Consider the following 24,305-nt stretch of genomic DNA (forward strand, 5'->3'; position numbering starts at 1 on the left):
CCTGAGAGCGGCGTTTAGTGTACTGCAACGAATCAGTCGCGCACGTAAATGATTTCCGGGCCGTCTTCGTCGTCCTCGTCCCAATCATCGTCATCGTCGTCGCCGATGTCGTGCACGCTCTTGACCCCGCTGCGGCGCAGGGCGCGAGCGTCGTCCAGGGCCTGCAGCTGGGCACGGGCTTCGTCTTCGATGCGCTGGTCGAGCTCGGTCAGCTCTTCGGCGTAGGCCGGGTCGTTGGCCAGACGGTCGGCGCGGTCTTCGAGGTAGCGCATGATGTCGCGGCTGAGCTGCTCGGTGCCCTGCTTGGAGATGGCCGAGATCACATAGACCGGGCCTTCCCACTGCAGGCGCTCGACCACTTCCTTGACCCGCTCGTCACGCTCGTCGTCCATCAGCATGTCGGTCTTGTTCAGCACCAGCCAGCGATCACGCTCGGCCAGCGACGGGCTGAAGCGGGTCAGCTCGTTGACGATGACTTCGGCGGCATCGGCGCTGCTGCTTTCATCCAGCGGCGCGAGGTCGACGAGGTGCAGCAGCAGGCGGGTACGCGCTAGGTGCTTGAGGAAGCGGATACCCAGGCCGGCACCGTCGGAGGCACCTTCGATCAGACCGGGGATGTCGGCGATGACAAAGCTCTTCCAGCGGTCGACGCTGACCACACCCAGGTTCGGCACCAGGGTGGTGAACGGGTAGTCGGCGACTTTCGGCTTGGCGGCCGATACCGAGCGGATGAAGGTACTCTTGCCAGCGTTCGGCAGGCCCAGCAGGCCGACGTCGGCCAGTACTTTCATTTCCAGTTTCAGGTCACGCTGCTCACCCGGCTTGCCCGGAGTGGTCTGGCGTGGCGCGCGGTTGGTACTGGATTTGAAACGGGTGTTGCCCAGGCCGTGCCAGCCGCCCTGGACCACCATCAGCTTCTGGCCTGGTTTGACCAGGTCGCCGATGACTTCCTGGGTGGCCGAGTCGATCACCGTGGTGCCGACCGGCACGCGCAGGATCAGGTCGTCGCCCTTCTTGCCGGTGCAGTCGGTGCTGCCGCCGTTGGAGCCGCGCTGGGCTTCGAAGTGACGGGTGTAACGGTAGTCGACCAGGGTGTTGAGGTTATCGTCGGCAACCATGTATACCGAGCCGCCGTCGCCACCGTCACCGCCGTTGGGACCACCGTTCTCGATGAATTTTTCGCGGCGGAAGCTCATGCAACCGTTACCGCCGTCACCGGCTTTGACCCGGATCGATACTTCGTCAACAAACTTCATAAAAACCGCCTCTCGTCAGCTGGACGAGCTGAGTGACACAAAGACATAAGGCTCTTGCAAAAGTGAGCGCGGCGGCCCCGTCACGACAGTAACAACCCACGCCGGCAGCCCATACAAACAGCTTTGCAAGAGACTCACCCCACAAACGAAAAAGCCCCGTCGCGAGACAGGGCTTTTCCAGCGTTCGCGCGATTACTCGGCGACAACGCTCACGTAACGACGACCGAAGGCGCCTTTAACTTCGAACTTGATCTTACCCGCGATCTTGGCGAACAGGGTGTGATCTTTACCCATGCCAACGCCGTAGCCAGCGTGGAATTGGGTGCCGCGCTGACGCACGATGATGTTGCCAGGGATGATAGCCTGGCCGCCATACATCTTCACGCCAAGGCGTTTGGCTTCTGAGTCGCGACCGTTACGGGTACTACCACCAGCTTTTTTGTGTGCCATGGTTCAAATTCTCCAGAAATGGATTCAGGCGATTAAGCCGAAATACCGGTGATCTTGATTTCGGTGAACCACTGGCGGTGGCCCATACGCTTCATGTGGTGCTTACGGCGGCGGAACTTGATGATGCGCACTTTGTCGTGACGACCTTGGGAGATCACTTCAGCAACAACCTTGGCACCAGCAACGACTGGAGCGCCGATGTTCACGTCGTCGCCATTGGCAACCAACAGAACGCGGTCGAAAGTCACGGATTCGCCAGTGGCGATTTCCAGTTTTTCGATTTTCAGGTATTCACCTTCGGCGACTTTGTACTGCTTGCCACCGGTAACAATTACTGCGTACATGGGTATTTCTCCGATAATCCTGCTCACCCAGCTCTTTATAGGAAGAGTATTGGCTGGCATGGCTGCATAGGGCTGGAACGGCCCAGTGCAATTGCGTAAGGCAGGTGCTGCCCAGGAAGTTCAGGGTGCGCGATTGTACGCAAGCCCCGCTTTGCTTGCAAGTCCCACCCCCGGCCCGCGGGCAGCGCGCCTTGACACGCCGGGACCCGCGACCTAGCATGCCGCGCAACCTTTATGGAGCACCTGTGGCCGATGCAACCCCAAGCTTTCTACCGTGCGGTAGCGGACGACTTCAGCGCCGTTGACGAGATTATCAAGAAACAGCTGACTTCGCGTGTACCGCTGGTATCGAAAATCGGCGACTACATTACCTCGGCCGGCGGCAAGCGCCTGCGCCCGCTGCTGGTGCTGCTGTGCGGCAAGGCCCTGGGCCGCGAAGGCGACGACCTGCGCCTGCTGGCCGCCACCATCGAGTTCCTGCACACCGCCACCCTGCTGCATGACGACGTCGTCGACATGTCCGGCATGCGCCGTGGCCGCTCCACCGCCAACGCCCTGTGGGGCAACGCGCCGAGCGTGCTGGTCGGTGACTTCCTGTACTCGCGCTCGTTCGAGATGATGGTCGAACTGGGCTCGATGCCGGTCATGCAGATCCTCTCCAAGGCCACCCGGGTCATTGCCGAAGGCGAAGTCCTGCAGTTGTCCAAAGTGCGCGACGCCAGCACCACCGAAGAAGTCTACATGGACGTCATCCGCGGCAAGACCGCGATGCTGTTCGAGGCCTCGACCCACAGCGCCGCAGCCCTGGCCCAGGCCACCGAGGAGCAGAGCGAAGCCCTGCGCACCTTCGGCGACCACCTGGGCGTGGCCTTCCAGCTGGTCGACGACCTGCTCGACTACAAGGGCGATGCGCAAACCCTGGGCAAGAACGTCGGTGACGACCTGGCCGAAGGCAAGCCGACCCTGCCGCTGATCTACACCATGCGCGAAGGCACCGCCGAACAGGCTGCGCTGGTCCGCCAGGCCATCCAGAAAGGCGGCATCGAAGACCTCGAGAGCATCCGCGCGGCCGTTGAAGCCTCGGGCTCGCTGGACTACACCGCCAAGCTGGCCCGCGACTACGTGGCCCGCGCCATCGCCTGCCTGGACGTGCTGCCGGCCAGCGAATACCGCGATGCACTGGTCGAACTCAGCGAATTCGCCGTCGCCCGCACACACTGATTCGCCACCTCCCTAATCGCGGGGCAAGCCCGCTCCCACACGGTGGGAGCGGCCGTGCGACGCCTCGACTTGCCCCGCGATTGCATTCGCCCCACGACAACAAAACCCTATACAATGTAGGTTTTGTACCTGTACGTCTTGAGGAACCTTAGTGAGCACTTTGCCACCCTGCCCCAAATGCAACTCCGAATACACCTACGAAGACGGCGCCCAGCTGATCTGCCCCGAGTGCGCCCACGAGTGGTCGGCTGCCGGTGAAGCCGAAGCGGCCAGCGACGAAGCGGTGAAAAAGGATGCAGTGGGCAACGTCCTGCAGGACGGCGACACCATCACCGTGATCAAGGACCTCAAGGTCAAGGGCACCTCGCTGGTGGTCAAGGTCGGCACCAAGGTCAAGAACATCCGCCTGTGCGATGGCGACCACGACATCGACTGCAAGATCGACGGCATCGGCCCGATGAAGCTGAAATCGGAATTCGTCCGCAAGGTCTGATTCTGCCGGGTTTCGGGGTCGCGCTGCGGCCTCGACAACCCACCGGCGGGAAAAAACCGCCAATAGGCACTTGCTATTTTGATAATAAGAATTATTCTCATTGAACGCTTTCAAGGAGAATAGCCATGACTTATCTGATAGACGCCTGGCTTGACCGCCCCCATCCTTACCTGCGCATCCTGCACCGGGAAACCGGCGAGGTGTGTGCCGTGCTTGAAGAAGAAGCACTGGACGAACTGCGCGACCAGGGCGACCTGGATCTCAATGGTTTGAATTCAAGTGAGCCGAGTGTGCTCAAGGAGCTGGTGAGGAACCTGTTCCTGTTTTGCTATGCCCGGGCGTTGCGCCCTGGCGGTGGAACCGATTGGAACTGAACAGCATCGCGGGGCAAGCCCGCTCCTACCCGAATTGTGTAGGAGCGGGCTTGCCCCGCGATAGGTCTTACAGAACGTCCAGCAGCTCGACGTCGAACACCAGCACGCTGTGCGGCGGGATGCTGCCAACGCCCTGAGCGCCGTAAGCCAGCTCGCTCGGCACGTACAGGCGCCATTTGCTGCCGGCGTTCATCAGTTGCAGGGCTTCGGTCCAGCCGGCGATCACACCGCTGACCGGGAACTCTGCTGGCTGGCCGCGCTCGTAGGAGCTGTCGAACACGGTGCCGTCGATCAGGGTGCCGTGGTAGTGGGTACGCACGCTGTCGTCGCGGCTTGGCTTGGCGCCTTCGCCAGCAGTCAGTACTTCGAACTGCAGGCCCGAAGCCAGGGTGGTGATGCCGTCACGCTTGGCGTTTTCAGCCAGGAAAGCCTTGCCTTCGCCAGCGGCAGCTTCGGCCTTGGCCGCAGCTTCGGCTTGCATGATTTCGCGGATAACCTTGAAGCTGGCCGACAGGTCGGCTTCGCTGACGCGGCTGTCCTGGCCGTTGAAGGCGTCGGTCAGGCCGGCCAGGATGGCGTCCAGGTTCACACCTGGTGGCGGGTTGTCACGCAGTTGGCCACCCAGCTGACGGCCGATGCCGTAGCTGACGCGAGTTTCGTCGGTAGACAGGTTGAGTTCGGACATTTGCTTGCTCCGCTGCAGGGCGCACGACAGCCGCGCCCTTTATGAAAAGGGCGAGCAGCCTAGCACACTGCGCTTGCGCAGATCAGCTACCAGGCCGAACGTCGTGGCATCGGGATTTTCAGGTCGCCATCACCGGCGTCGGCGCCACCGCACATCTCGTCGTCCATCGACCAGTGCACCAGGTGCAGCGGCACAGCGGGCAAACCGTCGAGCAGGCGCTGCGCGTCGACCACCGAATGCACTTGCACACGCTTGCCGTGCTTATCAACCAGCGGATGGGCATGGCCTCTTACCCGGGCCTCGATAACGAACTCACCGCCTTCGAGGGCAATCAGGTTGAACTCATCGACATGACCGGCCCTGGCCTCGGTGTTCAGTTGTTGAAGGTTCATTGCGATACCTCGTTACTGGAACTTCGAGTGACCGTTCATTTTTTGTACAGCGGCAGGCAAAGCACAAGGCAAAAACGCAACCGCCCGTCCGTTTTGCAACGGACGGGCGGTATTTGTCTGGCACAACGCCTGATCAGTGCTTGGTGACCTTGTCCAGGTAACCCATGGCAAAGGCCGAGACCACGAAGGTCATGTGAATGATCACGTACCACATCAGGTACTGGGGTTCGATGTTGCGCGCGTCCATGAACACCCGCAGCAGGTGGATCGAGGAAATCGCCACGATCGAGGCTGCGACTTTCATCTTCAGCGAAGACGAGTCCATCTTGCCCAGCCAGCTGAGTTTTTCCTTGTCTTCGTCGATATCCAGCTGCGAGACGAAGTTCTCGTAACCGGAAATCATCACCATCACCAGCAGGCCGCCGACCAGGGCCATGTCGATCAGCGACAGCAGCACCAGGATCAGGTCGGCTTCAGCCAGGGCGAAGACGTTGGGCAGGACGTGGAAGATCTCCTGGAAGAACTTCAGTGCCAGCGCCAACAGGCCCAACGACAGACCAAAGTAGATGGGCGCGAGCAGCCAGCGCGAGGCATACATCGCATTTTCGATAATACGTTCCATTGAAAACTCGTCAGGTTGGCAAAAAAGCGAGCGCGAGTATAACAGCCACCCATGACAGAAAAAGCCCGTGGCACGCTGCCACAGGCGCGGCGCAGGCGTCTCAGGTTTCCGGATGGAACTGGAAGTCGCCGACGTGATGCACGCGTTCGCCGTTGATCCGGCGCAGTTGCGCTTGCAGGTGCACGCACCAGATCTGCGGATCGTCAGCCAGTTGGTAACCGTGCAGGGTCAGGCTGTCGACAATGGCGTTGAGCACCGATTCGGCCACGAATGGCCCGTGAAACGGCCCCTGGGCCTTGATCGCAGAGGGCTGCTCGCCAGCCATGCCGGCGGCAAACAGCAGGGTCCACATGCCGTTGTCACCGGCCAATGGGCGGATGCTGCATTCAATGCGGGTCACCAGGCCCAGGCATTGACGGGTGAGGCTGAGGCTGCGCGGCATGGCGGAGGTCCTCGGTAAACCCTTGTTCAGCCTTCAGGTGAAGGCTGTCTCTTCCTGTACCTACCACTGTCCCTGAACTGAAGAATAGAAGAATTCCGCCCATGCGTGGAAAAACCGGCGCCGAATGGTCATGTTCCATTTAGCGCCGTTTTTTTGACTCGTACCACTCAGATCAGGACGGTTTGACCTGGGCCAGGGCCTGCTCGGCCTGCTCCTTTTCTGCCTCCTTGAGGTCCTCTTCGCTGATCATCTCGGCAATTACCCGCAAGCGCTCGACGACCCGGGCGTTGACACTGCCTTCCGGGAACTGGCCTTCTTCATCCGGCTCACCGGCAGGTTCACCGACCAAAAGGCTCAGGGCCTCGTCGGCCTGGCTTACGGCATAGACGTGGAACATGCCGGCGCGTACCGCCTGCAGCACCCGCTCGTCGAGCATCAACGTGGCAACGTTGGCACGCGGGATGATCGCGCCCTGCTCGCCAGTCAGGCCACGGGCTTCACAAAGGCGGAAGAAGCCCTCGATCTTCTCGTTGACCCCACCGACCGCCTGCACTTCACCGAACTGGTTGATCGAGCCGGTGATGGCGAAGCACTGCTTGAGCGGGGTTTTCGACAAGGCCGAGATCAGCGTGCAGGCCTCGCCCAGCGAGGCGCTGTCGCCGTCGACATAACCGTAGGACTGCTCCAGGGCGATACTCGCGGAGATCGCCAGGGGGAATTCCTGGGCATAACGGCTGCCCAGGTAACCGGTGAGGATCATCACCCCCTTGGAGTGGATCGGCTGGCCGAGGTTGACCTCGCGCTCGATGTCGACGATACCGCTGCCGCCGGGGTAGACCGTGGCGGAGATCCGCGCCGGCACACCGAAGGCTGAATCGCCGACTTCCAGTACGGTCAGGCCGTTGCACTTGCCCACCGCGGCGCCGTCGGTATCGATGAGGATGATGCCGGCCAGCATGTCGTCGAGAATCCGCGCCGACACACGGCCGGTGCGCGTGGCCTTGGCCTTGAGCGCACGTTCGATGTGCCCGGCGTCGGTCATTTCGTCATTGGCCAGGTGGCGGATGAAATCCGCCTCGCTGACCAGCTGGAACAAATCACCAATACGCGCCGACAAACGCCCCTGGTGCTCGGCCAGGCGCGCGCTGTAGGTCGCCAGGCGCGCCACCGCGTCGGCGCTCAGCGGCGCCATGCCCTCCTCGCTGGTGCGGGTCTTGAGCAACTGGGCGAACTGCTCCAGGCTCTCGTCGACCATGGGGATGTCTTCGTCGAAGTCGACCAGCACCCGGAACATCTCCTGGAAGTCCGGATCGTGATCCTGCAGGGCGTAGTACAGCTGGCGCGCACCGATGATCACCACCTTGATGTTCAGCGGGATCATCTGCGGGTTGAGGGTCACGGTGGCCAGGCGGCCGAACTCGCCCAACGGCGATTCCATCTTCAGCTTGCGCGACTGCAGGGCGCGCTTGAGCGCGTCCCAGACAAACGGCTCGCTGAGCATCTTCTCGGCTTCCAGAATCAGGAAGCCGCCGTTGGCCCGGTGCAGGGCCCCCGGGCGCAGTTGCCGATAGGTGGTGTACAACGCGCCCTGGTCGGTGCTGTATTCGATACGGCCGAACAGGTTGTCGTAGGTCGGGTGCGGCTCGAACACCACCGGCGCCCCGCCGCTGGCGTGATGGCCGACCACCAGGCTCGGTGCGTACTGCTCTTCGAGCAGCTTGCGCGCCTGGGCGTCGGTCTTGCTGTCATCAACCAGTTGCTCGACCACGGTGCGCAGCAGGTAGACCTGCATGGCTTGCAGGTAGGCACAGACGGCGGCGTTCTCGGCGTACTTCTCAGACAGCGGCGCCAGCAATGGCTGCAAGGCCAGGGTGATGGTTTCTTCGTTGAGCTGACGCAGCTGGTTGCTCGATTCACGCTTCCATTGCGGCAGGCTCGCCAGTTCTTCGTTGAGGCGTTCTTCCAGCGCGGCGATATCGTCGTGGAAACGCTCGCGCTCGGCTTCCGGCAGCTGCGCAAATTCCGCTTCGTCCAGCGCCTTGCCGTCGGCCATCGGGGTGAAGGCAACGTTGCTGCTGTCGCGGTACAGGGCCACGTCCTTTTCCAGCGAGGCGCGCTCGATCACATCCAGGGCACGGTCGTATCGCTGGTTGAAGGCGCGGTCGATGGCGCTTTTCTTCTGCTGGTAGGACGGGTGCTCGAACACTGCCGGAAAGGTTGCCAACAGGTTGTCGATCAGGCCACCGATGTCGCTGATGAACGCACCGGCGCTGCCCGGTGGCAACTCCAGCGCGCGCGGCTCGCGTGGCTCGTCGTAGTTGTTGACATAGACCCAGTCCGAGGGCGTTTGCAGGCGCTTGCCTTCGGCCTTGAGGTAGCGTTTGACGAACGAGAAACGACCAGTGCCGGGCTCGCCCATGACGAAGACGTTATACCCGGGACGCGGCATGGCGACGCCGAACTGCAAGGCTTCGACTGCACGCTCCTGGCCAAGCACACCGCGAAAAGGCTCCAGATCATTGGTGGTGGAAAAAGCGAACTGTTCAGCGGAAAACGGCCGGGTCAGGGCTTCGGGCGCAAGACGCAGGCTCGCAGCGACAGGATCGGGCATCGGGCTTCCTTACTTCGGCGGGGCGGATGTCAGCATTCTGGCGCCGTGCGCGTGCACGTTGCAAGGCTCATCGCTGCTAATTGTCGCAGGGGCGAAAAGCCGATCTACGTCAATATTTTCAGGCAATCTTTCGCAATAAATCACGGAACCCTTAGATCGTGCCTAAACTCCAAACTGCGCGGCTGGGTAAATAACCGACCCGCCCTGGCAACTGGTCCTACAGATATGCCAGACAACCCTGACCTTTGGTATGTAATTCTAGAAAGAGAACAATGCTATGAAACGGATTCTTCTGGGTACTCTGTTCACCGCGGTCTCCCTCAATGCCATGGCCCAGGCCCCTGGCGGACCGGATTGCGGCTGGGGCAACATGCTGTTCGAGGGCCAACGCGGCACACCGGCCCACTTCCTTGCATCCACCACCAACGGCACCTCCGGCAACGCCACTTTCGGCATGACCTCGGGCACCAACGGCTGCTCGACCAACGCTGCGCTGACCTATGGCGGTAAATCATGGTTCGCCATGAACGGCATGATGAACGAACTCTCCGAAGACATGGCCAAGGGTCAAGGTGAAGCACTGACCACCTATGCCGTGGTGCTCGGTGTCGCACCGGAAGATCGCGCGCACTTCGCCGCGGTTACCCATCAACACTTCCAGGACATCTTCAAGACCGCCGATGTCACGGCTGAAGATGTACACAGCAACACCCTCGCAGTGCTGAAAAGCGATCCACGCCTGGCCAAGTACGTCACCCAGGCTTAAGCTCGGCCCACCCGCCCCTTCACCGGGGCGGGTTGTTGTCCGCCTCTATCGGCATCATTCAGACTTAGTTGCCCGACATGCTCAAACGCCTTGCCTACCTGGCGCTCTGTGCCTGCGCCCCGCTGCATGCTGCCCCTTCATTCGATGAAGCACGCCTTAAGCAACTGGCGGCCGACCGCTACTGGATCGCCCTCGGCCATTACGAGACGGCCAAGCTGGGCGGCTGGCGCAGCTATGTCGATGACCAACGCTTCTTTCTTGCCCAGGACGGTGCCCATCACCCCGACCAGGAGCTGCGCGCCACCGTCAAGGCGCTGTACGCACCGGCGAGCCTGGGCGACAAACATGCCCAGTGCGTGTTCCCGGCACGTACCCGCTGGCTGCGCGAGCAGTTGCAACTGGACGACCTGCCGAGCCCGGACTGCAAGGACTACACCCAGTGGTTCAAGGACGTCTCGCCGCACAGTGCGGTGATGATCTTCCCGGCCGCCTACCTCAACAGCCCCTCGTCGATGTTCGGCCATACCCTGCTACGCATCGACCAGGCCGACGTGCAGAGCAACGAAACCGCCCTGCTCAGCTACGCGATCAACTTCGGCGCCTATATCGAAGGCAGCGACAACAGCATCCTCTATGCCTGGAAGGGCCTGATGGGCGGCTACCCGGGCCTGTTCGCCCTGGTGCCCTACCAAGAGAAACTCTCCGAGTACCGTAGCCTGGAAAACCGCGACCTGTGGGAATACCGGCTGAACCTGACCCCGGAAGAAACCGGGCGCATGGTCGAGCACGTCTGGGAACTCAAGCAGATCCAGTTCGACTACTTCTTCTTCGACGAAAACTGCTCCTACCGCCTGCTCGAGCTGCTGCAGGTGGCGCGCCCGAGCCTGGACCTGACTTCGCAGTTCCCGCTGACCGCGATCCCCACCGACACGGTCAAGGCGGTCAAGCAGGCCGGCCTGGTCGAGCGTATCGACTACCGGCCGTCGCGCGAGCGCGAACTGCTGGAGCGCGCCAAGCCGCTGGAGGCCGAGGAACAGCAACAGGTGCTGGCCGTCAGTGCCGACACCGCGCAGCTACAGAGCCCCGCGTTCACCGCCCTGCCCCGCGAGCGCCAGGCCCTGGTGCAGGACGCCGCCTACCGCCTGGAGCGTTACCGCGCCAACGGTCAGGAGCGCGACCCGGCGCGGACCAAGCGCAGCTTCGAGCTGCTGCGGGCAATCAACCGCAACCCGCCGCCGGAGCTTGAGATCGAGCGCCCCGGCTTGCCTGAGGACGGCCACCAGTCACGTACCTGGCAATTGGGCCTGGGCAGCCGCGATGATCGCGCCTACGCCGAATATGGCCTGCGCATGGCCTATCACGACCTCAACGACAACGCCTACGGCTTCCCCCTCGGCGCACAGATCGAGATCCTCCAGCTCAAGCTGCGCCAGTACGAAGGCAACGACTGGCAGGTGCAGCGTCTGGACCTGGCGACCATCCGCTCGCTGACCCCGCGCAACGCCCTGCTGCAACCCTGGTCCTGGCAGGTCGCCGGGGGGCTTGAGCGAGTGCTGGGCAAGCACGGCGACGAGGTGCTGGTCAGCCACGTCAACGGCGGCGCCGGCGCTACCTGGCAGTTGGCCGATGACGTACTGGGCTTTGCCCTGGGCACGGTGCGCGTCGAGCACAACAATGACTTCGCCGGCTTCATTGCGCCGGCTGCAGGCTTCAATACCGGGATGCTGTGGCGCAACCCGCTGGGCAACCTGAGCGTCGAGGCCAAGGCCGACTACTTCACCAATGGCGAGGTGCGCCGTAGCCTGAGTCTGAATCAGCAGTGGGAGCTGTCCCGCGATCTGGGTGTACGTTTGAGTGCCAGCCGCGACTTCAGCAAGCTTGCGTCAGCGCAGAACGAGGTGATGCTGGAGCTCAAGTGGTATCACTATTAGCAAGGCCCCAATACCTTGATCACATCCTTTTGACACGCCGCCGACAATTGCCCGCCTAGACTTTCCCTGGCAAGCGGAGAGTCTGAATATGCGGCGGTACTGGCTGGTAATGGTGGTAATGGGTGTGCTCACAGGTTGCCAGACAACCCATGAGCAATTGATCAATCAAGGTTACCCACCGGCCTATGCCGATGGCTTCCAGGACGGTTGCAGCAGCGGTCGCCAGGCCGCCGGGGTGATGGCCGGGGACTTTCGCAAAGACGTGCCGCGCTACCTGCACAACCGCCAGTACGAGTCCGGCTGGGACGACGGCTTTCGCCAGTGCCACGCCATGCAGGAGAACCAGGACCTGCAGGAGTATCGCGCCCGTCATTGGGATGAGCGCGATGAGCAGTGGCAGGAAGAAAAGGATCGCGACGCCGCGCGCGCCTATCGACACAAATAGGCCGCAAGCACCCGAGGTCGTCGCCGTCGAGCCCGAGACTTAAACCACGCCCTGGGCCAGCATGGCATCGGCAACCTTGACGAAGCCGGCGATGTTGGCGCCTTTGACGTAGTTGATGCGGCCGTTCTCTTCGCCGTAGTGCACGCAGGCATGGTGGATCGACTGCATGATGTTGTGCAGCTTGCTGTCCACTTCACCGGCGGTCCACAGCAGGCGCATGGCGTTCTGCGACATCTCCAGGCCACTGACGGCCACACCGCCGGCGTTGGAGGCCTTGCCCGGGGCGAAGAGAATGCCGGCCTCGATGAAGATATCCACAGCCTCGAGGGTGGTCGGCATGTTGGCGCCTTCGGCCACGCAGAGGCAGCCGTTGCGCAGCAGGGTGCGGGCGTCTTCGGCGTCCAGTTCGTTCTGCGTCGCGCATGGCAGGGCAATGTCGCAGGCCAGGTTCCAGGGGCGCTGGCCCTTGCGGAACTCCAGGCCGAAACGTTCGGCCAGCTCGCTGATACGGCCGCGCTTGACGTTTTTCAGCTCCATCAGCGCATCCCACTGCTCGTCGCTCATGCCGGCTTCGCAGTACAGGGTGCCTTCGGAGTCGGACAGCGAGATCACCTTGCCGCCCAGGTCCATGACCTTGCGCGCCGCATACTGGGCAACGTTGCCGGAGCCGGAGATGGCCACCCGGCGACCGTCGATGCGCAGGTCCTGGCGCTTGAGCATTTCTTCGGCGAAGTACACGCAGCCGTAGCCGGTGGCTTCCGGGCGGATCAGGCTGCCGCCGTAAGTCATGCCTTTGCCGGTCAGCACCGAGGTGAACTGGTTGGCCAGGCGCTTGTACTGGCCGAACAGGAAGCCGATCTCGCGGGCGCCAACGCCGATATCGCCGGCCGGCACATCGAGGTCGGCACCGATGTGGCGGTACAGCTCGCTCATGAATGCCTGGCAGAAGCGCATGACTTCGGCATCGCTCTTGCCCTTCGGATCGAAGTCCGAGCCGCCCTTGCCGCCGCCCATGGGCAGCGAGGTCAGGGAGTTCTTGAATACCTGTTCGAAGGCTAGGAATTTGAGCACGCCAAGGTTCACCGAGCGGTGGAAGCGCAGGCCGCCCTTGTACGGGCCGATGGCACTGCTCATCTGGATGCGGTAGCCGCGGTTGACCTGGACCTTGCCCTGGTCATCGACCCACGACACGCGAAACAGGATCGCCCGCTCAGGCTCGACCATACGCTCGAGGATACCGGCCTGCAGGTAGTGTGGATTGGCTTCGAGGAACGGCCAGAGGCTGCGCAGCACCTCTTCGACCGCCTGATGGAATTCAGGCTGGGCCGGGTCGCGTTGCTTGAGGCGCGCGAGGAAATCTTCGACAGATTCGATCATGTAGACATTCACCAGATGGAGTTGGACTTATGTTTTTTCCTCGACTTTACCAAGAAGCCACGGCACCGCAACAGGGCGCAATGTCGTTTTTATGAAATTAAATGGTGCATTTGTATAAGTGTATACATGTTAAGCCGTATCGCGAGGCAAGCCCGCTCCTACAGGGCCGGGGTAAATTTCGGGCAAAAAAAACGGGACCCGAAGGCCCCGTTTCAGTGCAAACCCCTGAGGGTCATGCCAGTTTTTTGTGCCGTACGCGGTGCGGCTGGGCAGCCGCTTCGCCCAGGCGTTTCTTGCGATCGGCTTCGTACTCGGTGTAGTTGCCTTCGAAGAACACCGCCTGCGAATCGTCTTCGTAGGCCAGGATGTGGGTCGCCACGCGGTCCAGGAACCAGCGATCGTGAGAAATCACGATAGCGGCGCCCGGGAAGTCCAGCAGGGCTTCCTCCAGCGAACGCAGGGTTTCGACGTCGAGGTCGTTGGACGGTTCGTCGAGCAGCAGGACGTTGGCGCCCTCTTTCAGGGTCAGGGCCAGGTGCAGACGGCCGCGCTCACCACCGGAGAGGTCCTTGACGAACTTCTGCTGGTCGCCGCCCTTGAAGTTGAAACGGCCAACGTAGGTGCGCGACGGAATCTCGTAGGTGCCGATGCGCAGCTGGTCGGAGCCGTCGGAGATCTGCTGGAACACGGTCTTGTTGCCGTCGAGGTCTTCACGGCTCTGGTCGACGCAGGCCAGTTGCACGGTTTCACCGATCTCGATGCTGCCCGAGTCCGGTTGTTCCTTGCCCATCAGCATGCGGAACAGAGTCGATTTACCGGCACCGTTACCGCCGATCACGCCGACGATCGCGCCTTTTGGCATGGAGAACGACAGGTTGTCGATCAGCACGCGATCGCCATAGCCCTTGCTGACGTTCTTGAACTCGATGACCTTGTCACCCAGGCGCGGACCGGCCGGGATGTAGATCTCGTTGGTCTCGCTGCGCTTCTGGAATTCCTGCGACTGCATTTCTTCGAAGCGTTGCAGGCGGGCCTTGGACTTGGACTGACGTGCCTTGGCGCCTTTGCGCACCCACTCCAGTTCTTCCTTCATGGCCTTTTCATGGGCCGACTGCTGCTTGGATTCCTGGGCCAGACGCTCGGACTTGGCTTCCAGCCAACCCGAATAGTTGCCTTCATACGGAATACCGGCGCCGCGGTCGAGCTCGAGGATCCAGCCGGCAACGTTGTCGAGGAAGTACCGGTCGTGGGTAATCGCGACCACGGTGCCCGGGAAGTCGTGAAGGAAGTGTTCCAGCCAGGCGACGGAATCGGCGTCCAGGTGGTTGGTCGGTTCGTCGAGCAGGAGCATGTCGGGGGCCGACAGCAGCAGGCGGCACAGGGCCACACGGCGCTTCTCACCACCGGACAGGTGCTCGACCTTGGCTTCCCACGCTGGCAGGCGCAGGGCGTCGGCGGCCACTTCCAGCTGGCGCTCGAGGTTGTGACCGTCGCTGGCCTGGAGGATGGCTTCGAGTTTGGCCTGTTCGGCGGCCAGCTTGTCGAAGTCGGCATCCGGCTCGGCGTAGGCGGCGTAGACTTCGTCCAGGCGGGCCTGGGCGTCCTTGATCACGCTGACCGCTTCCTCGACCACTTCACGCACGGTCTTGGACGGGTCCAGCTGTGGCTCCTGCGGCAGGTAGCCGATGTTCAGGTCCGGCATCGGACGGGCTTCGCCGTCGAACTCGGTATCGACACCCGCCATGATTTTCAGCAGGGTGGATTTACCCGAGCCGTTGAGGCCGAGCACGCCGATCTTGGCGCCGGGGAAGAAGGACAGCGAAATGTTCTTGAGGATTTCCCGCTTCGGCGGGACAACCTTGCCCAGCCGATGCATGGTATAGACGTATTGAGCCATGGAAAAACCTAGCGTCAGAGACGAAAAAATAGAAACGAAACAGATGAAGGGCGCCGTGGCGCCCAGGAAAGGGCCAAAGCTACCGTAATGCGCCGGGTTGGGCAAACCGCCGACGAACAGGGCTGGCACTTTGCCACGTTTGCGGGCATGCTAGCCGCCCTTCGGGCGTCCGGCTTATAGTGCGCAACCGGAGCCGTCGCCAGGAACGCGGCACTTGCCAACCAGCAGCTCTAAACCTGCCATCCAGCCATACCGCAGGATCAACGTTTGACCAATCTCACTCAGCCGTCATCCCTGCGCAAGCCGGCCACTGCGTCAGGCTCGCCGCTGCGCGGCTCATTGAAAGGCGCGCTGGCCCTGTTGGTGCTGTTGCTGCTGGGCCTGCTGCTGTGGCAGTTGATCGCCCAGTTCCGTCATACCCAGGCTGACCAGTACCAGCACAGCCTGAACGCCAGCGCCGAGCTCGCCGACCACATGAGCCTGAACATGGCGCTCAAGGCCCAGGTGGCGCTCAACCAGATCCAGCCCTACCGCTCATCGCCTGCCCCTGAGCAACTGGCGCAGGTCATCGCGCAACTGCGCCAGCAGCAGCCCAAGCTGCTCAGCGTCGCCTGGATTGGTGCCGATGGCAGCCTGCAGGCCGACAGCCTGAAGGATACACCCGATTACCAGGCACTGGACGAACTGCTGCGACTCAACCAGGGCCGCGACTTCTATTACAGCAACAGTGCCGACAACCAGCAGGTCTACCTGTTGCTGCGCCAGCCGGGCGAGGCGCCCAGCGGCTACTGGTTCCTGCGCCTGGCCCCGGGTTACTACAGCGACCTGACCAACCACCTGGACCGCCCCAATCACCCGTTGTGGCTGCTGGAAAACAGCCGCACCGGCGAGATCATCAACCGCCATCAGCCGACCCCCGGCAGCGACGAGCCGCTGCAAAGCGTGATGCTGGCGTTCCTCGACAACAGTACCTGGCAACTGCGCGGCCTGTTCGATGCCGGCCTTGCCCGCCAGCAACTGCTGCCGGCGCTGATCGGCAAATGCATGCTCGGGCTGTTCTGCGCGCTGATCCCGCTGCTGGCGCTGATCAACATGCGCCGCCGCCATCGCCTGCTGCAGGAAAGCCGCCGACGCTATCACGATATCTTCGAAGGCACCGGGGTCGCCCTGTGCGTGCTAGATCTCTCGGGCCTGCCCGGCCAGCTCGAGCGCTATCGCCTGCGCAGCCGCCCGGCGCTGGAACAGCGCCTGGCTTTCGACCAGCCATTGCGGCGGATTTTGCTCCAGGAGCTGAAAGTCACCGAGGTCAACCAGGTGGCCTTGCAACTGCTGGGCGTCAACTGTTGCGACAGTGCCTGGCAACGCCTGGTCGAAGGCTCGCAGACCGGCAACGAAGGCATCGGCATCCAGCTCCTCGGGGCGATCCTCGACAACCAGCAGCAGCTGGAGCTGGAAGTGCGCCTGCCGGTGCCCGGTGGCGACGACCTGCACCTGTGGCTGATGGTGCGTTTCCCGCAGCAGCGCCGCGATTACCAGGCAGTGATCCTCAGCATCAGCGACATCACCAGCCGCAAGCAGGTCGAGCTGTCGTTGCTCGAGCGCGAAAGCTTCTGGTCGGATGTGGTGCGCACCGTGCCCGACCAGTTGTACGTCCAGGACGTGCATAGCCAGCTGATGATCTTCAGCAACCGCAACCTCGGCCAGACCCTGGGTTACAGCCGCACCGAGCTTGCGCAGATGGGCGACCATTTCTGGGAGGTGCTGCTGCACCCGGACGACGCCCAGCTCTATCACCAGTTGCGCCAGCAGCAACGCGATTCGGGCTACGTCGAGCAACTGCATTGCCAGCTGCGCTTCCGTCACCACGACCAGCGCTGGCTGCGTTTCGACATCCGCGAGCAGGCCCTGACCCGCGACAGCGCAGGTTGCGTGACGCGGATCATCGGCGTCGGCAAGGACGTTACCGAGCAGATCGAGGCCAGCGAGTCTCTGCGCGACAGCGAACAGCGCTACCGCATGCTCGCCGAAAGTATCAGCGACGTGATCTTCTCCACCGACAGCCAGTTGCAACTGAACTACGTCAGCCCGTCGATCCAGGCGGTGCTGGGCTTTGAAGTGGAGTGGATTTTCGAGAACGGCTGGCACTCGACCATCGCCAACCCGGCCCAGCTCAACGGTATCTACAGCCTGGTCGAGCGGGTCAACAAGGCCCTGGGCGACCCCGAACAGATGGAACTGCTGCGCACCCAGTTGCCAACCCAGCTGTTCCTGTTCGATTGCCTGCGCGCCGACGGCCGCAAGATCCCGATCGAGCTGCGCCTGGTGCTGGTCTGGGATGACCAGGAGCGCTTCGAGGGCATCCTTGGCGTGGGCCGCGACATCAGCCAGCAACGCCGCGCCGAGAAAGACCTGCGCATGGCCGCCACGGTGTTCGAGCACTCGACCTCGGCGATCCTCATTACCGACCCGGCCGGCTACATCGTCCAGGCCAACGAAGCCTTCAGCCGCGTCAGCGGCTATGCCGTGGCCGACGTGCTGGACCAGTTGCCGAGCCTGCTGACCGTCGATGAGCACCAGGATGCACACCTGCGCTACGTGCTCAAACAGCTGCACCAGCGCGGCACCTGGGAAGGTGAAGTGTGGCTCAAGCGCCGCAGCGGCGAACATTACCCGGCCTGGGTCGGCATTACCGCGGTGCTCGACGATGAAGGCGACCTGGCCAGCTACGTGTGCTTCTTTACCGACATCAGCGAGCGCAAGGCCAGCGAACAGCGCATCCATCGCCTGGCCTACTACGACGCCCTGACCCACTTGCCCAACCGCACCCTGTTCCAGGACCGCCTGCACACTGCCCTGCAGCAAGCCGAGCGACAAAAGGCCTGGGTGGTGCTGATGTTCCTCGACCTCGACCGCTTCAAGCCGATCAACGACTCTCTCGGCCATGCCGCGGGCGACCGCATGCTCAAGGACATGGCCGAGCGCCTGCTCGACTGCGTCGATGACGACGACACCGTGGCGCGCATGGGCGGCGACGAGTTCACCTTGCTGCTGCAACCGCGCGCCACCCGCGAAATGGCCCTGAACCGGGCCATTCACGTGGCCGAGCAGATCCTTGGCAGCCTGGTGCGGCCATTCGTGCTGGAGAACCGCGAGTTCTTCGTCACCGCCAGTATCGGCATCGCCCTGAGCCCGCAGGACGGCAGCGAACTCAGCCAGTTGATGAAGAACGCCGACACCGCCATGTACCACGCCAAGGAGCGCGGCAAGAACAACTTCCAGTTCTACCAGGCCGACATGAACGCCAGTGCCCTGGAGCGCCTGGAGCTGGAAAGCGACCTGCGCCATGCCCTGGAGCAGAACGAATTCATCCTCTATTACCAGCCGCAGTTCAGCGGCGACGGCAAGCGCCTGACCGGTGCCGAGGCGTTGCTGCGCTGGCGTCATCCACGGCGCGGGCTGGTACCGCCGGGGGATTTCATCCCGGTGATCGAGGAGTTGGGCCTGGTGGTCGATGTCGGCGACTGGGTACTCAAGGAAGCCAGCCGCCAGCTCAAGGCCTGGCACCAGGCCAAGGTGCGGGTGCCGAAGGTGTCGGTGAACATTTCGGCGCGGCAATTCTCCGACGGTCAACTGGGCGAGCGCATCGCCACCATCCTCAAGGAAACCGGCCTGCCGCCGGCATGCCTGGAGCTGGAGCTGACCGAAAGTATCCTGATGCGCGAGGTCAACGAGGCCATGGTGATCCTCGACAGCCTGAAGAACCTCGGCCTGAGCATCGCCGTTGACGACTTCGGCACCGGCTATTCGTCGCTCAACTACCTCAAGCAGTTCCCCATCGACGTGCTGAAGATCGACCGCACCTTCGTCGACGGTCTGCCTGAGGGCGAGCAGGATGCACAGATCGCCCGGGCGATCATCGCCATGGCCCACAGCCTGAACCTGGCGGTGATCGCCGAGGGCGTCGAGACCCACGAACAGCTGGAGTTCCTCCGTGAACACGGCTGTGACGAAGTGCAGGGCTACCTGTTCGGACGACCGATGCCGGCGCATCAGTTCGAGGCGCAGTTCAGCAACGAAACCCTGTTCATGTTCGAATAGGCAGGAAGCTGCAAGCCTTAAGCTACAAGCGGCAAGTTAGAAGCGTTACGCGTCCGGCCTTTGACTTGCCGCTTGAAGCTTGCAGCTTGTCGCTCATGAGCCCCATTTGTCTGCGACATGATGCCCTTTCATATGCCAGACAAAAGCTGATGAGGTAGAATGCCCGCCTATTTCAGCACGATCCTTGAGGACCGCCATGTTCAGCCGTGATTTGACCATTGCCAAGTACGACGCCGATCTCTTTGCCGCCATGGAGCAAGAAGCTCAGCGCCAGGAAGAACATATCGAGCTGATCGCCTCGGAAAACTACACAAGCCCCGCTGTCATGGAAGCCCAGGGCTCGGTGCTGACCAACAAGTACGCCGAAGGCTACCCGGGCAAGCGCTACTACGGCGGTTGCGAATACGTCGACGTGGTCGAGCAACTGGCCATCGACCGTGCCAAGGAGCTGTTCGGCGCCGATTACGCCAACGTCCAGCCGCACGCTGGCTCGCAAGCCAACAGCGCCGTCTACCTGGCCCTGCTGTCGGCCGGCGACACCATCCTGGGCATGAGCCTGGCCCACGGCGGTCACCTGACCCACGGCGCCAACGTCAGCTCCTCGGGCAAGCTGTACAACGCCATCCAGTACGGCATCGACGCCAACGGCCTGATCGACTACGACGAAGTCGAGCGCCTGGCGGTCGAGCACAAGCCGAAAATGATCGTTGCCGGTTTCTCGGCCTACTCGCAGATCCTCGACTTCCCACGCTTCCGTGAAATCGCCGACAAGGTCGGTGCCTACCTGTTCGTCGACATGGCCCACGTTGCCGGCCTGGTCGCTGCAGGCGTGTACCCGAACCCGGTGCCATTCGCCGACGTGGTCACCACCACTACCCACAAGACCCTGCGCGGTCCACGTGGCGGCCTGATCCTCGCGCGTGCCAACGCCGAGATCGAGAAGAAGCTCAACTCCGCAGTATTCCCGGGCGCCCAGGGCGGCCCGCTGGAGCACGTGATCGCCGCCAAGGCCATCTGCTTCAAAGAAGCGCTGCAGCCTGAGTTCAAGACCTACCAGCAACAAGTGGTGAAGAACGCCCAGGCCATGGCCGGTGTGTTCATCGAGCGCGGTTTTGACGTGGTCTCCGGCGGTACCCAGAACCACCTGTTCCTGCTGTCGCTGATCAAGCAGGAAATCTCCGGTAAAGACGCCGACGCCGCCCTGGGTCGCGCCTTCATCACCGTCAACAAGAACTCGGTACCGAACGACCCACGTTCGCCGTTCGTCACCTCCGGCCTGCGCTTCGGCACCCCGGCTGTGACCACTCGTGGCTTCAAAGAGGCCGAGTGTAAAGAACTGGCAGGCTGGATCTGCGACATCCTCGCCGACCTGAACAACGAAGCGGTGATCGACGCCGTTCGCGAGAAGGTCAAGGCCATCTGCGCCAAGCTGCCGGTATACGGCAACTAAGCTCAGTTGTGATGTGAAAAAGCCCGGCTCTAGAGCCGGGCTTTTTTGTACCTGTAGGAGCGGGCTTGCTCCGCGATGCAATAGTGATCGCACCATCGCATCGCGGGGCAAGCCCGCTCCTACAGAGTCAAAGCCTCAAACCCTTCGCGAATCTTCGCCTCCGGCAAATCGTCGGCAATGAACACCATCACACTCTCGCGCACTTCCCCCTCTGCCCACTCGGTATCCCAATCAAAGCCATAAAGCTTGAGCACCCCCTGGAACACCAGGCGCCGATCCTCGCCGGCAATGTTCAGCACGCCTTTGTAGCGAAGCAGTTGCTTGCCGTGCTCTTCAAGCAACTGGTTCATGAACTCGCTGAGGCGGTCGATATCCAGCGGCAGGTCGGTGCGCAGGACCATGCTGGAGATCCGGTCGACACTCGGCGCCGCTACTACCGGGCGCACGTTCAGACTGGCATTGAGGTTGAAACCCCGCACATCGAGCAACTCGGCCAGATCGATCTTGCCGTGTTCCACCACCCGGATCGGCGCACGGCGGTTGATCCGCCCCAGGCGCTCGCTCAGGGCCTGGAAGCTGGCGGCGTCGACCAGATCGGTCTTGCTCACCAGCAGGCGGTCGGCAAAACCGACCTGGGCCTGGGCAATGGCCTGGGTCAGGTGCTGATCGGCGTGCGCGGCATCCACCAGGGTGATGATGCCGTCGAGGATGTAGCGCTCGCGCAGCTCTTCATCGATGAAGAAGGTTTGCGCCACCGGCGCCGGGTCGGCCAGGCCCGTGCATTCGATCACCAGCCGGTCGAAGGCGATCTCGCCGCTGTCCAGGCGCTCGAGCAGCAGGAACAGCGCCTTGGTCAGGTCGGTGTGGATACTGCAGCACACGCAGCCGTTGGCCAGGGTCATGACCTGCACCGGCTCGTCGCCGAGCAGTTGGGTATCGATGCCGGCATCGCTGAATTCGTTTTCGATCACGGCAATCTTCAGGCCGTGCTCGGCCTTGAGCAGGTGGCGCAGCAAGGTGGTCTTGCCGGCGCCGAGAAAGCCGCTGAGCACGGTAACGGGAATTGGAGGTAACAAACCGAATACTCCTGAACGCTGAAAATGACTGTGGGAGCCCGGCGCGAACCGGGCTCCCACAGCTTTGTCACTGGCCTTGCATGCCGCTTTTCAACAGCACTTTGGCCCACCCTTGCCGCCGTAACGTGCCTCCTGGCGTTCGCGGAAGAACTCCTCGTAGGTCATTACCGGCTTGTCCGGGTGCTTGGTCTGCATATGCTCGACGTAGTTGTCGTAGTCGGGCATGCCGACCATCAGGCGGGCTGCCTGCCCCAGGTACTTACCCAGTCGACCGAGATCGTTGAACATCACTGCATTCCTCTTGGGTTACGCATCCGGCAGGGCCTGGAACGGGGACTCTTTGTCAGTCCGCTCTTTTTTGCCCAGGGCAGCGATGCCGACCTTGAGGGCGAAGAACAGAATGCTGAAGACCACGAACAGGAACAGGCCGGTCAGGGCCGCGTTGGTGTAGGCGTTGAAAATCACGTGCTGCATCTGCCCGATGTCCTTGGCCGGGGCCAGCACCTGGCCGGCGTCGAGCGCGGCGCTGTACTTGTTGGCCAGGGCCAGGAAGCCAACCGCCGGGTTCGGGTCGAACAGCTTGATGAAACCGGCGGTGGTGGTGCAGATCAGCAGCCATACCGCAGGCAGCAAGGTGACCCAGATGTAGCGCTGGCGCTTCATTTTGATCAGCACCACCGTGCCGAGCATCAGGGCGATACCGGCGAGCATCTGGTTGGAGATGCCGAACAGCGGCCACAAGGTGTTGATACCACCTAGCGGATCGATCACGCCCTGGTACAGCAGGTAACCCCAGAGCGCCACGCAACCGGCGGTGGCGAGCAGGTTGGCGCCCCACGATTCGGTGCGTTTGAGCGCAGGCACGAAGCTGCCCAGCAGGTCCTGGAGCATGAAGCGCCCGGCACGGGTACCGGCGTCCACCGCTGTGAGGATGAACAGCGCCTCGAACAGGATCGCGAAGTGGTACCAGAAGGCCATGGTGTTTTCACCCGGCAGCACCTGGTGAAGGATCTGCGCGATACCCACTGCCAGGGTCGGCGCACCGCCGGCACGGGCCAGGATGGTGTGCTCGCCGATGTCCTTGGCGACCGCTTCGAGGGCATCAGGGGTGATGGCAAAGCCCCAGCTGCTGACGGTTTGCGCTACCGAGACGACATCAGAGCCGACCACCGCGGCCGGGCTGTTCATGGCGAAGTACACGCCTGGCTCGATCACCGAAGCGGCAACCATGGCCATGATCGCCACGAACGACTCCATGAGCATGCCGCCGTAGCCGATGTAGCGGGCGTTGACTTCGTTATCCAGCAGCTTGGGCGTGGTCCCCGAGGAAATCAGCGCATGGAAGCCCGATACCGCGCCGCAGGCAATGGTGATGAACAGGAACGGGAACAGGGTGCCCTTCCACACCGGGCCGGTACCGTCGGTGAACTGGGTCAGCGCCGGCATTTTAAGCTCCGGGGCGATGATCAGGATACCGATGGCCAGGCCAACGATGGTGCCGATCTTGAGGAAGGTCGACAGGTAGTCACGCGGCGCCAGCACCAGCCAGACCGGCAGCACGGCGGCGACGAAACCGTAGCCCACCAGCATCCAGGTGATCTGCACGCCGGTAAAGGTGAACGCCGGGCCCCAGACCGGGTCGGCGGCAACCTGGCCCCCCAGCCAGATCGACAGCAACAGCAGCACCACGCCGATCAGCGAGATCTCGCCGATATGGCCCGGGCGGATGTAGCGCATGTAGATGCCCATGAACATCGCGATCGGGATGGTCGCCATCACCGTGAACATGCCCCACGGGCTCTCGGCCAGGGCCTTGACCACGATCAGCGCCAGCACCGCGAGGATGATGATCATGATCAGGAAGCAGCCGAACAGGGCGATGGTGCCCGGGATCCGGCCCATTTCTTCACGGACCATGTCACCCAGCGAGCGGCCGTTGCGGCGGGTGGAGAGGAACAGGATCATGAAGTCCTGTACCGCACCGGCCAGCACCACCCCGGCAATCAGCCAGAGCGTACCGGGCAGGTAGCCCATCTGCGCCGCCAGCACAGGACCGACCAACGGGCCGGCGCCGGCAATCGCGGCGAAGTGGTGGCCGAAAAGAATGTGTTTGTTGGTCGGCACGTAGTCCAGACCGTCGTTGTTGACCACCGCCGGGGTGGCCCGACGCGGGTCCAGCTGCATCACCTTGGTGGCGATGAACAGGCTGTAGTAGCGGTAGGCGACCAGGTAGATGGCCACCGAGGCGACGACGATCCACAAGGCGTTGATGGCCTCGCCACGACGCAGGGCAACCACACCCAGCGCACAGGCTCCTATGACTGCCAGCGCCAGCCACGGAATGTGGCGTAGCAGGCTATTATTGTTGTTCATGG

At 62.4% G+C, this 24,305-nt stretch carries 20 protein-coding genes and 1 pseudogene; 8 read left to right on the forward strand and 13 right to left on the reverse strand.

Annotated elements, in window-relative coordinates:
• Positions 1 to 32 precede the first annotated feature (32 nt).
• The 3 genes from cgtA to rplU all read right to left on the reverse strand — a co-directional run bounded on the left by cgtA (position 33) and on the right by rplU (position 2,050).
• The gene (cgtA, locus tag JYG36_RS23635; protein ID WP_093387895.1) at positions 33 to 1,256 is read right to left on the reverse strand and encodes an Obg family GTPase CgtA; all 1,224 of its coding nucleotides are present in this window, start codon (positions 1,254 to 1,256) and stop codon (positions 33 to 35) included.
• Between the two features lie 192 nt (positions 1,257 to 1,448).
• Positions 1,449 to 1,706: a 50S ribosomal protein L27 gene (gene rpmA, locus JYG36_RS23640; RefSeq protein ID WP_010225698.1), complete on the reverse strand. Its 258-nt coding sequence runs from the start codon at positions 1,704 to 1,706 to the stop codon at positions 1,449 to 1,451.
• A 32-nt stretch (positions 1,707 to 1,738) separates the two neighbouring features.
• On the reverse strand, positions 1,739 to 2,050 hold the full coding sequence (rplU, locus tag JYG36_RS23645) for a 50S ribosomal protein L21 (RefSeq protein WP_010225695.1): 312 nt from the start codon (positions 2,048 to 2,050) through the stop codon (positions 1,739 to 1,741).
• A 252-nt stretch (positions 2,051 to 2,302) separates the two neighbouring features.
• Here rplU and JYG36_RS23650 point away from each other — a divergent pair, with 252 nt between their 5' ends.
• From JYG36_RS23650 to JYG36_RS23660, 3 genes are all read left to right on the forward strand, one after another.
• Positions 2,303 to 3,271 (forward strand): polyprenyl synthetase family protein, encoded by a 969-nt coding sequence (locus JYG36_RS23650; RefSeq protein WP_038997216.1) that lies wholly within the window; start codon positions 2,303 to 2,305, stop codon positions 3,269 to 3,271.
• Between the two features lie 151 nt (positions 3,272 to 3,422).
• Entirely contained in the window at positions 3,423 to 3,764 is a 342-nt protein-coding gene (locus JYG36_RS23655) for a zinc ribbon domain-containing protein YjdM (RefSeq protein ID WP_045195941.1), read from the forward strand.
• 125 nt (positions 3,765 to 3,889) lie between these two features.
• Positions 3,890 to 4,138: a PA4570 family protein gene (locus JYG36_RS23660; RefSeq protein WP_038997219.1), complete on the forward strand. Its 249-nt coding sequence runs from the start codon at positions 3,890 to 3,892 to the stop codon at positions 4,136 to 4,138.
• A gap of 67 nt (positions 4,139 to 4,205) precedes the next feature.
• Here the strand turns inward: JYG36_RS23660 and bamJ are convergent, their stop codons facing one another.
• From bamJ to JYG36_RS23685, 5 genes are all read right to left on the reverse strand, one after another.
• Positions 4,206 to 4,823, reverse strand: coding sequence for a BamJ family beta-barrel-assembly machinery protein (gene bamJ, locus JYG36_RS23665; RefSeq protein ID WP_045195939.1), 618 nt, complete (start codon positions 4,821 to 4,823; stop codon positions 4,206 to 4,208).
• Between the two features lie 86 nt (positions 4,824 to 4,909).
• Positions 4,910 to 5,215, reverse strand: coding sequence for a DUF6482 family protein (locus JYG36_RS23670; RefSeq protein WP_045195937.1), 306 nt, complete (start codon positions 5,213 to 5,215; stop codon positions 4,910 to 4,912).
• A gap of 133 nt (positions 5,216 to 5,348) precedes the next feature.
• Positions 5,349 to 5,837, reverse strand: coding sequence for a TIGR00645 family protein (locus JYG36_RS23675; protein WP_010226381.1), 489 nt, complete (start codon positions 5,835 to 5,837; stop codon positions 5,349 to 5,351).
• Between the two features lie 100 nt (positions 5,838 to 5,937).
• Entirely contained in the window at positions 5,938 to 6,279 is a 342-nt protein-coding gene (locus JYG36_RS23680) for a PA4575 family protein (RefSeq protein ID WP_010226382.1), read from the reverse strand.
• Between the two features lie 172 nt (positions 6,280 to 6,451).
• Entirely contained in the window at positions 6,452 to 8,890 is a 2,439-nt protein-coding gene (locus JYG36_RS23685) for a Lon protease family protein (protein ID WP_213602475.1), read from the reverse strand.
• A gap of 277 nt (positions 8,891 to 9,167) precedes the next feature.
• Between JYG36_RS23685 and JYG36_RS23690 the strand changes: the two genes are divergently transcribed.
• From JYG36_RS23690 to JYG36_RS23700, 3 genes are all read left to right on the forward strand, one after another.
• On the forward strand, positions 9,168 to 9,656 hold the full coding sequence (locus tag JYG36_RS23690) for a DUF3015 domain-containing protein (protein ID WP_093387889.1): 489 nt from the start codon (positions 9,168 to 9,170) through the stop codon (positions 9,654 to 9,656).
• A 77-nt stretch (positions 9,657 to 9,733) separates the two neighbouring features.
• Positions 9,734 to 11,587: a DUF7840 domain-containing protein gene (locus JYG36_RS23695; protein WP_093387887.1), complete on the forward strand. Its 1,854-nt coding sequence runs from the start codon at positions 9,734 to 9,736 to the stop codon at positions 11,585 to 11,587.
• Between the two features lie 88 nt (positions 11,588 to 11,675).
• Positions 11,676 to 12,032 (forward strand): lipoprotein, encoded by a 357-nt coding sequence (locus tag JYG36_RS23700; protein ID WP_045195929.1) that lies wholly within the window; start codon positions 11,676 to 11,678, stop codon positions 12,030 to 12,032.
• Positions 12,033 to 12,071: 39 nt separating this feature from the next.
• On the opposite strand, the gene gdhA is transcribed toward JYG36_RS23700, so the two are convergent.
• Together gdhA and ettA are read right to left on the reverse strand one after the other, a co-directional pair.
• Positions 12,072 to 13,409, reverse strand: coding sequence for an NADP-specific glutamate dehydrogenase (gene gdhA / locus JYG36_RS23705; RefSeq protein ID WP_045196574.1), 1,338 nt, complete (start codon positions 13,407 to 13,409; stop codon positions 12,072 to 12,074).
• 232 nt (positions 13,410 to 13,641) lie between these two features.
• Entirely contained in the window at positions 13,642 to 15,306 is a 1,665-nt protein-coding gene (ettA, locus tag JYG36_RS23710) for an energy-dependent translational throttle protein EttA (protein ID WP_213602477.1), read from the reverse strand.
• 1,110 nt (positions 15,307 to 16,416) lie between these two features.
• On the opposite strand from ettA, the pseudogene JYG36_RS23715 reads away from it, so the two are divergent.
• Positions 16,417 to 19,404, forward strand: a pseudogene (locus JYG36_RS23715) (sensor domain-containing protein); the annotation flags it as partial.
• A 196-nt stretch (positions 19,405 to 19,600) separates the two neighbouring features.
• Positions 19,601 to 20,854: a serine hydroxymethyltransferase gene (gene glyA, locus JYG36_RS23720; protein WP_093387878.1), complete on the forward strand. Its 1,254-nt coding sequence runs from the start codon at positions 19,601 to 19,603 to the stop codon at positions 20,852 to 20,854.
• Between the two features lie 119 nt (positions 20,855 to 20,973).
• On the opposite strand, the gene yjiA is transcribed toward glyA, so the two are convergent.
• From yjiA to JYG36_RS23735, 3 genes are all read right to left on the reverse strand, one after another.
• Positions 20,974 to 21,930, reverse strand: a complete 957-nt coding sequence (yjiA, locus tag JYG36_RS23725; RefSeq protein WP_093387875.1) for a GTPase — start codon at positions 21,928 to 21,930, stop codon at positions 20,974 to 20,976.
• 90 nt (positions 21,931 to 22,020) lie between these two features.
• Positions 22,021 to 22,218 carry a YbdD/YjiX family protein gene (locus JYG36_RS23730; protein WP_010226397.1) on the reverse strand — a complete coding sequence of 66 codons (198 nt, stop codon included), beginning with the start codon at positions 22,216 to 22,218 and terminating at the stop codon, positions 22,021 to 22,023.
• A gap of 18 nt (positions 22,219 to 22,236) precedes the next feature.
• Positions 22,237 to 24,303 carry a carbon starvation CstA family protein gene (locus tag JYG36_RS23735; protein ID WP_045195915.1) on the reverse strand — a complete coding sequence of 689 codons (2,067 nt, stop codon included), beginning with the start codon at positions 24,301 to 24,303 and terminating at the stop codon, positions 22,237 to 22,239.
• Positions 24,304 to 24,305 lie beyond the last annotated feature (2 nt).

The sequence above is a fragment of the Pseudomonas sp. SORT22 genome, from assembly GCF_018417635.1.
GTDB lineage: Bacteria > Pseudomonadota > Gammaproteobacteria > Pseudomonadales > Pseudomonadaceae > Aquipseudomonas.

Bases quoted from the DNA above. Each gene is read 5' to 3' on its own strand.
- cgtA (WP_093387895.1), bottom strand. From the start codon at position 1,256: ATGAAGTTTGTTGACGAAGTATCGATCCGGGTCAAAGCCGGTGACGGC.
- rpmA (WP_010225698.1), bottom strand. From the start codon at position 1,706: ATGGCACACAAAAAAGCTGGTGGTAGTACCCGTAACGGTCGCGACTCA.
- rplU (WP_010225695.1), bottom strand. From the start codon at position 2,050: ATGTACGCAGTAATTGTTACCGGTGGCAAGCAGTACAAAGTCGCCGAA.
- JYG36_RS23650 (WP_038997216.1), top strand. From the start codon at position 2,303: ATGCAACCCCAAGCTTTCTACCGTGCGGTAGCGGACGACTTCAGCGCC.
- JYG36_RS23660 (WP_038997219.1), top strand. From the start codon at position 3,890: ATGACTTATCTGATAGACGCCTGGCTTGACCGCCCCCATCCTTACCTG.
- bamJ (WP_045195939.1), bottom strand. From the start codon at position 4,823: ATGTCCGAACTCAACCTGTCTACCGACGAAACTCGCGTCAGCTACGGC.
- JYG36_RS23670 (WP_045195937.1), bottom strand. From the start codon at position 5,215: ATGAACCTTCAACAACTGAACACCGAGGCCAGGGCCGGTCATGTCGAT.
- JYG36_RS23675 (WP_010226381.1), bottom strand. From the start codon at position 5,837: ATGGAACGTATTATCGAAAATGCGATGTATGCCTCGCGCTGGCTGCTC.
- JYG36_RS23680 (WP_010226382.1), bottom strand. From the start codon at position 6,279: ATGCCGCGCAGCCTCAGCCTCACCCGTCAATGCCTGGGCCTGGTGACC.
- JYG36_RS23685 (WP_213602475.1), bottom strand. From the start codon at position 8,890: ATGCCCGATCCTGTCGCTGCGAGCCTGCGTCTTGCGCCCGAAGCCCTG.
- JYG36_RS23690 (WP_093387889.1), top strand. From the start codon at position 9,168: ATGAAACGGATTCTTCTGGGTACTCTGTTCACCGCGGTCTCCCTCAAT.
- JYG36_RS23695 (WP_093387887.1), top strand. From the start codon at position 9,734: ATGCTCAAACGCCTTGCCTACCTGGCGCTCTGTGCCTGCGCCCCGCTG.
- JYG36_RS23700 (WP_045195929.1), top strand. From the start codon at position 11,676: ATGCGGCGGTACTGGCTGGTAATGGTGGTAATGGGTGTGCTCACAGGT.
- gdhA (WP_045196574.1), bottom strand. From the start codon at position 13,409: ATGATCGAATCTGTCGAAGATTTCCTCGCGCGCCTCAAGCAACGCGAC.
- ettA (WP_213602477.1), bottom strand. From the start codon at position 15,306: ATGGCTCAATACGTCTATACCATGCATCGGCTGGGCAAGGTTGTCCCG.
- glyA (WP_093387878.1), top strand. From the start codon at position 19,601: ATGTTCAGCCGTGATTTGACCATTGCCAAGTACGACGCCGATCTCTTT.
- JYG36_RS23730 (WP_010226397.1), bottom strand. From the start codon at position 22,218: ATGTTCAACGATCTCGGTCGACTGGGTAAGTACCTGGGGCAGGCAGCC.
- JYG36_RS23735 (WP_045195915.1), bottom strand. From the start codon at position 24,303: ATGAACAACAATAATAGCCTGCTACGCCACATTCCGTGGCTGGCGCTG.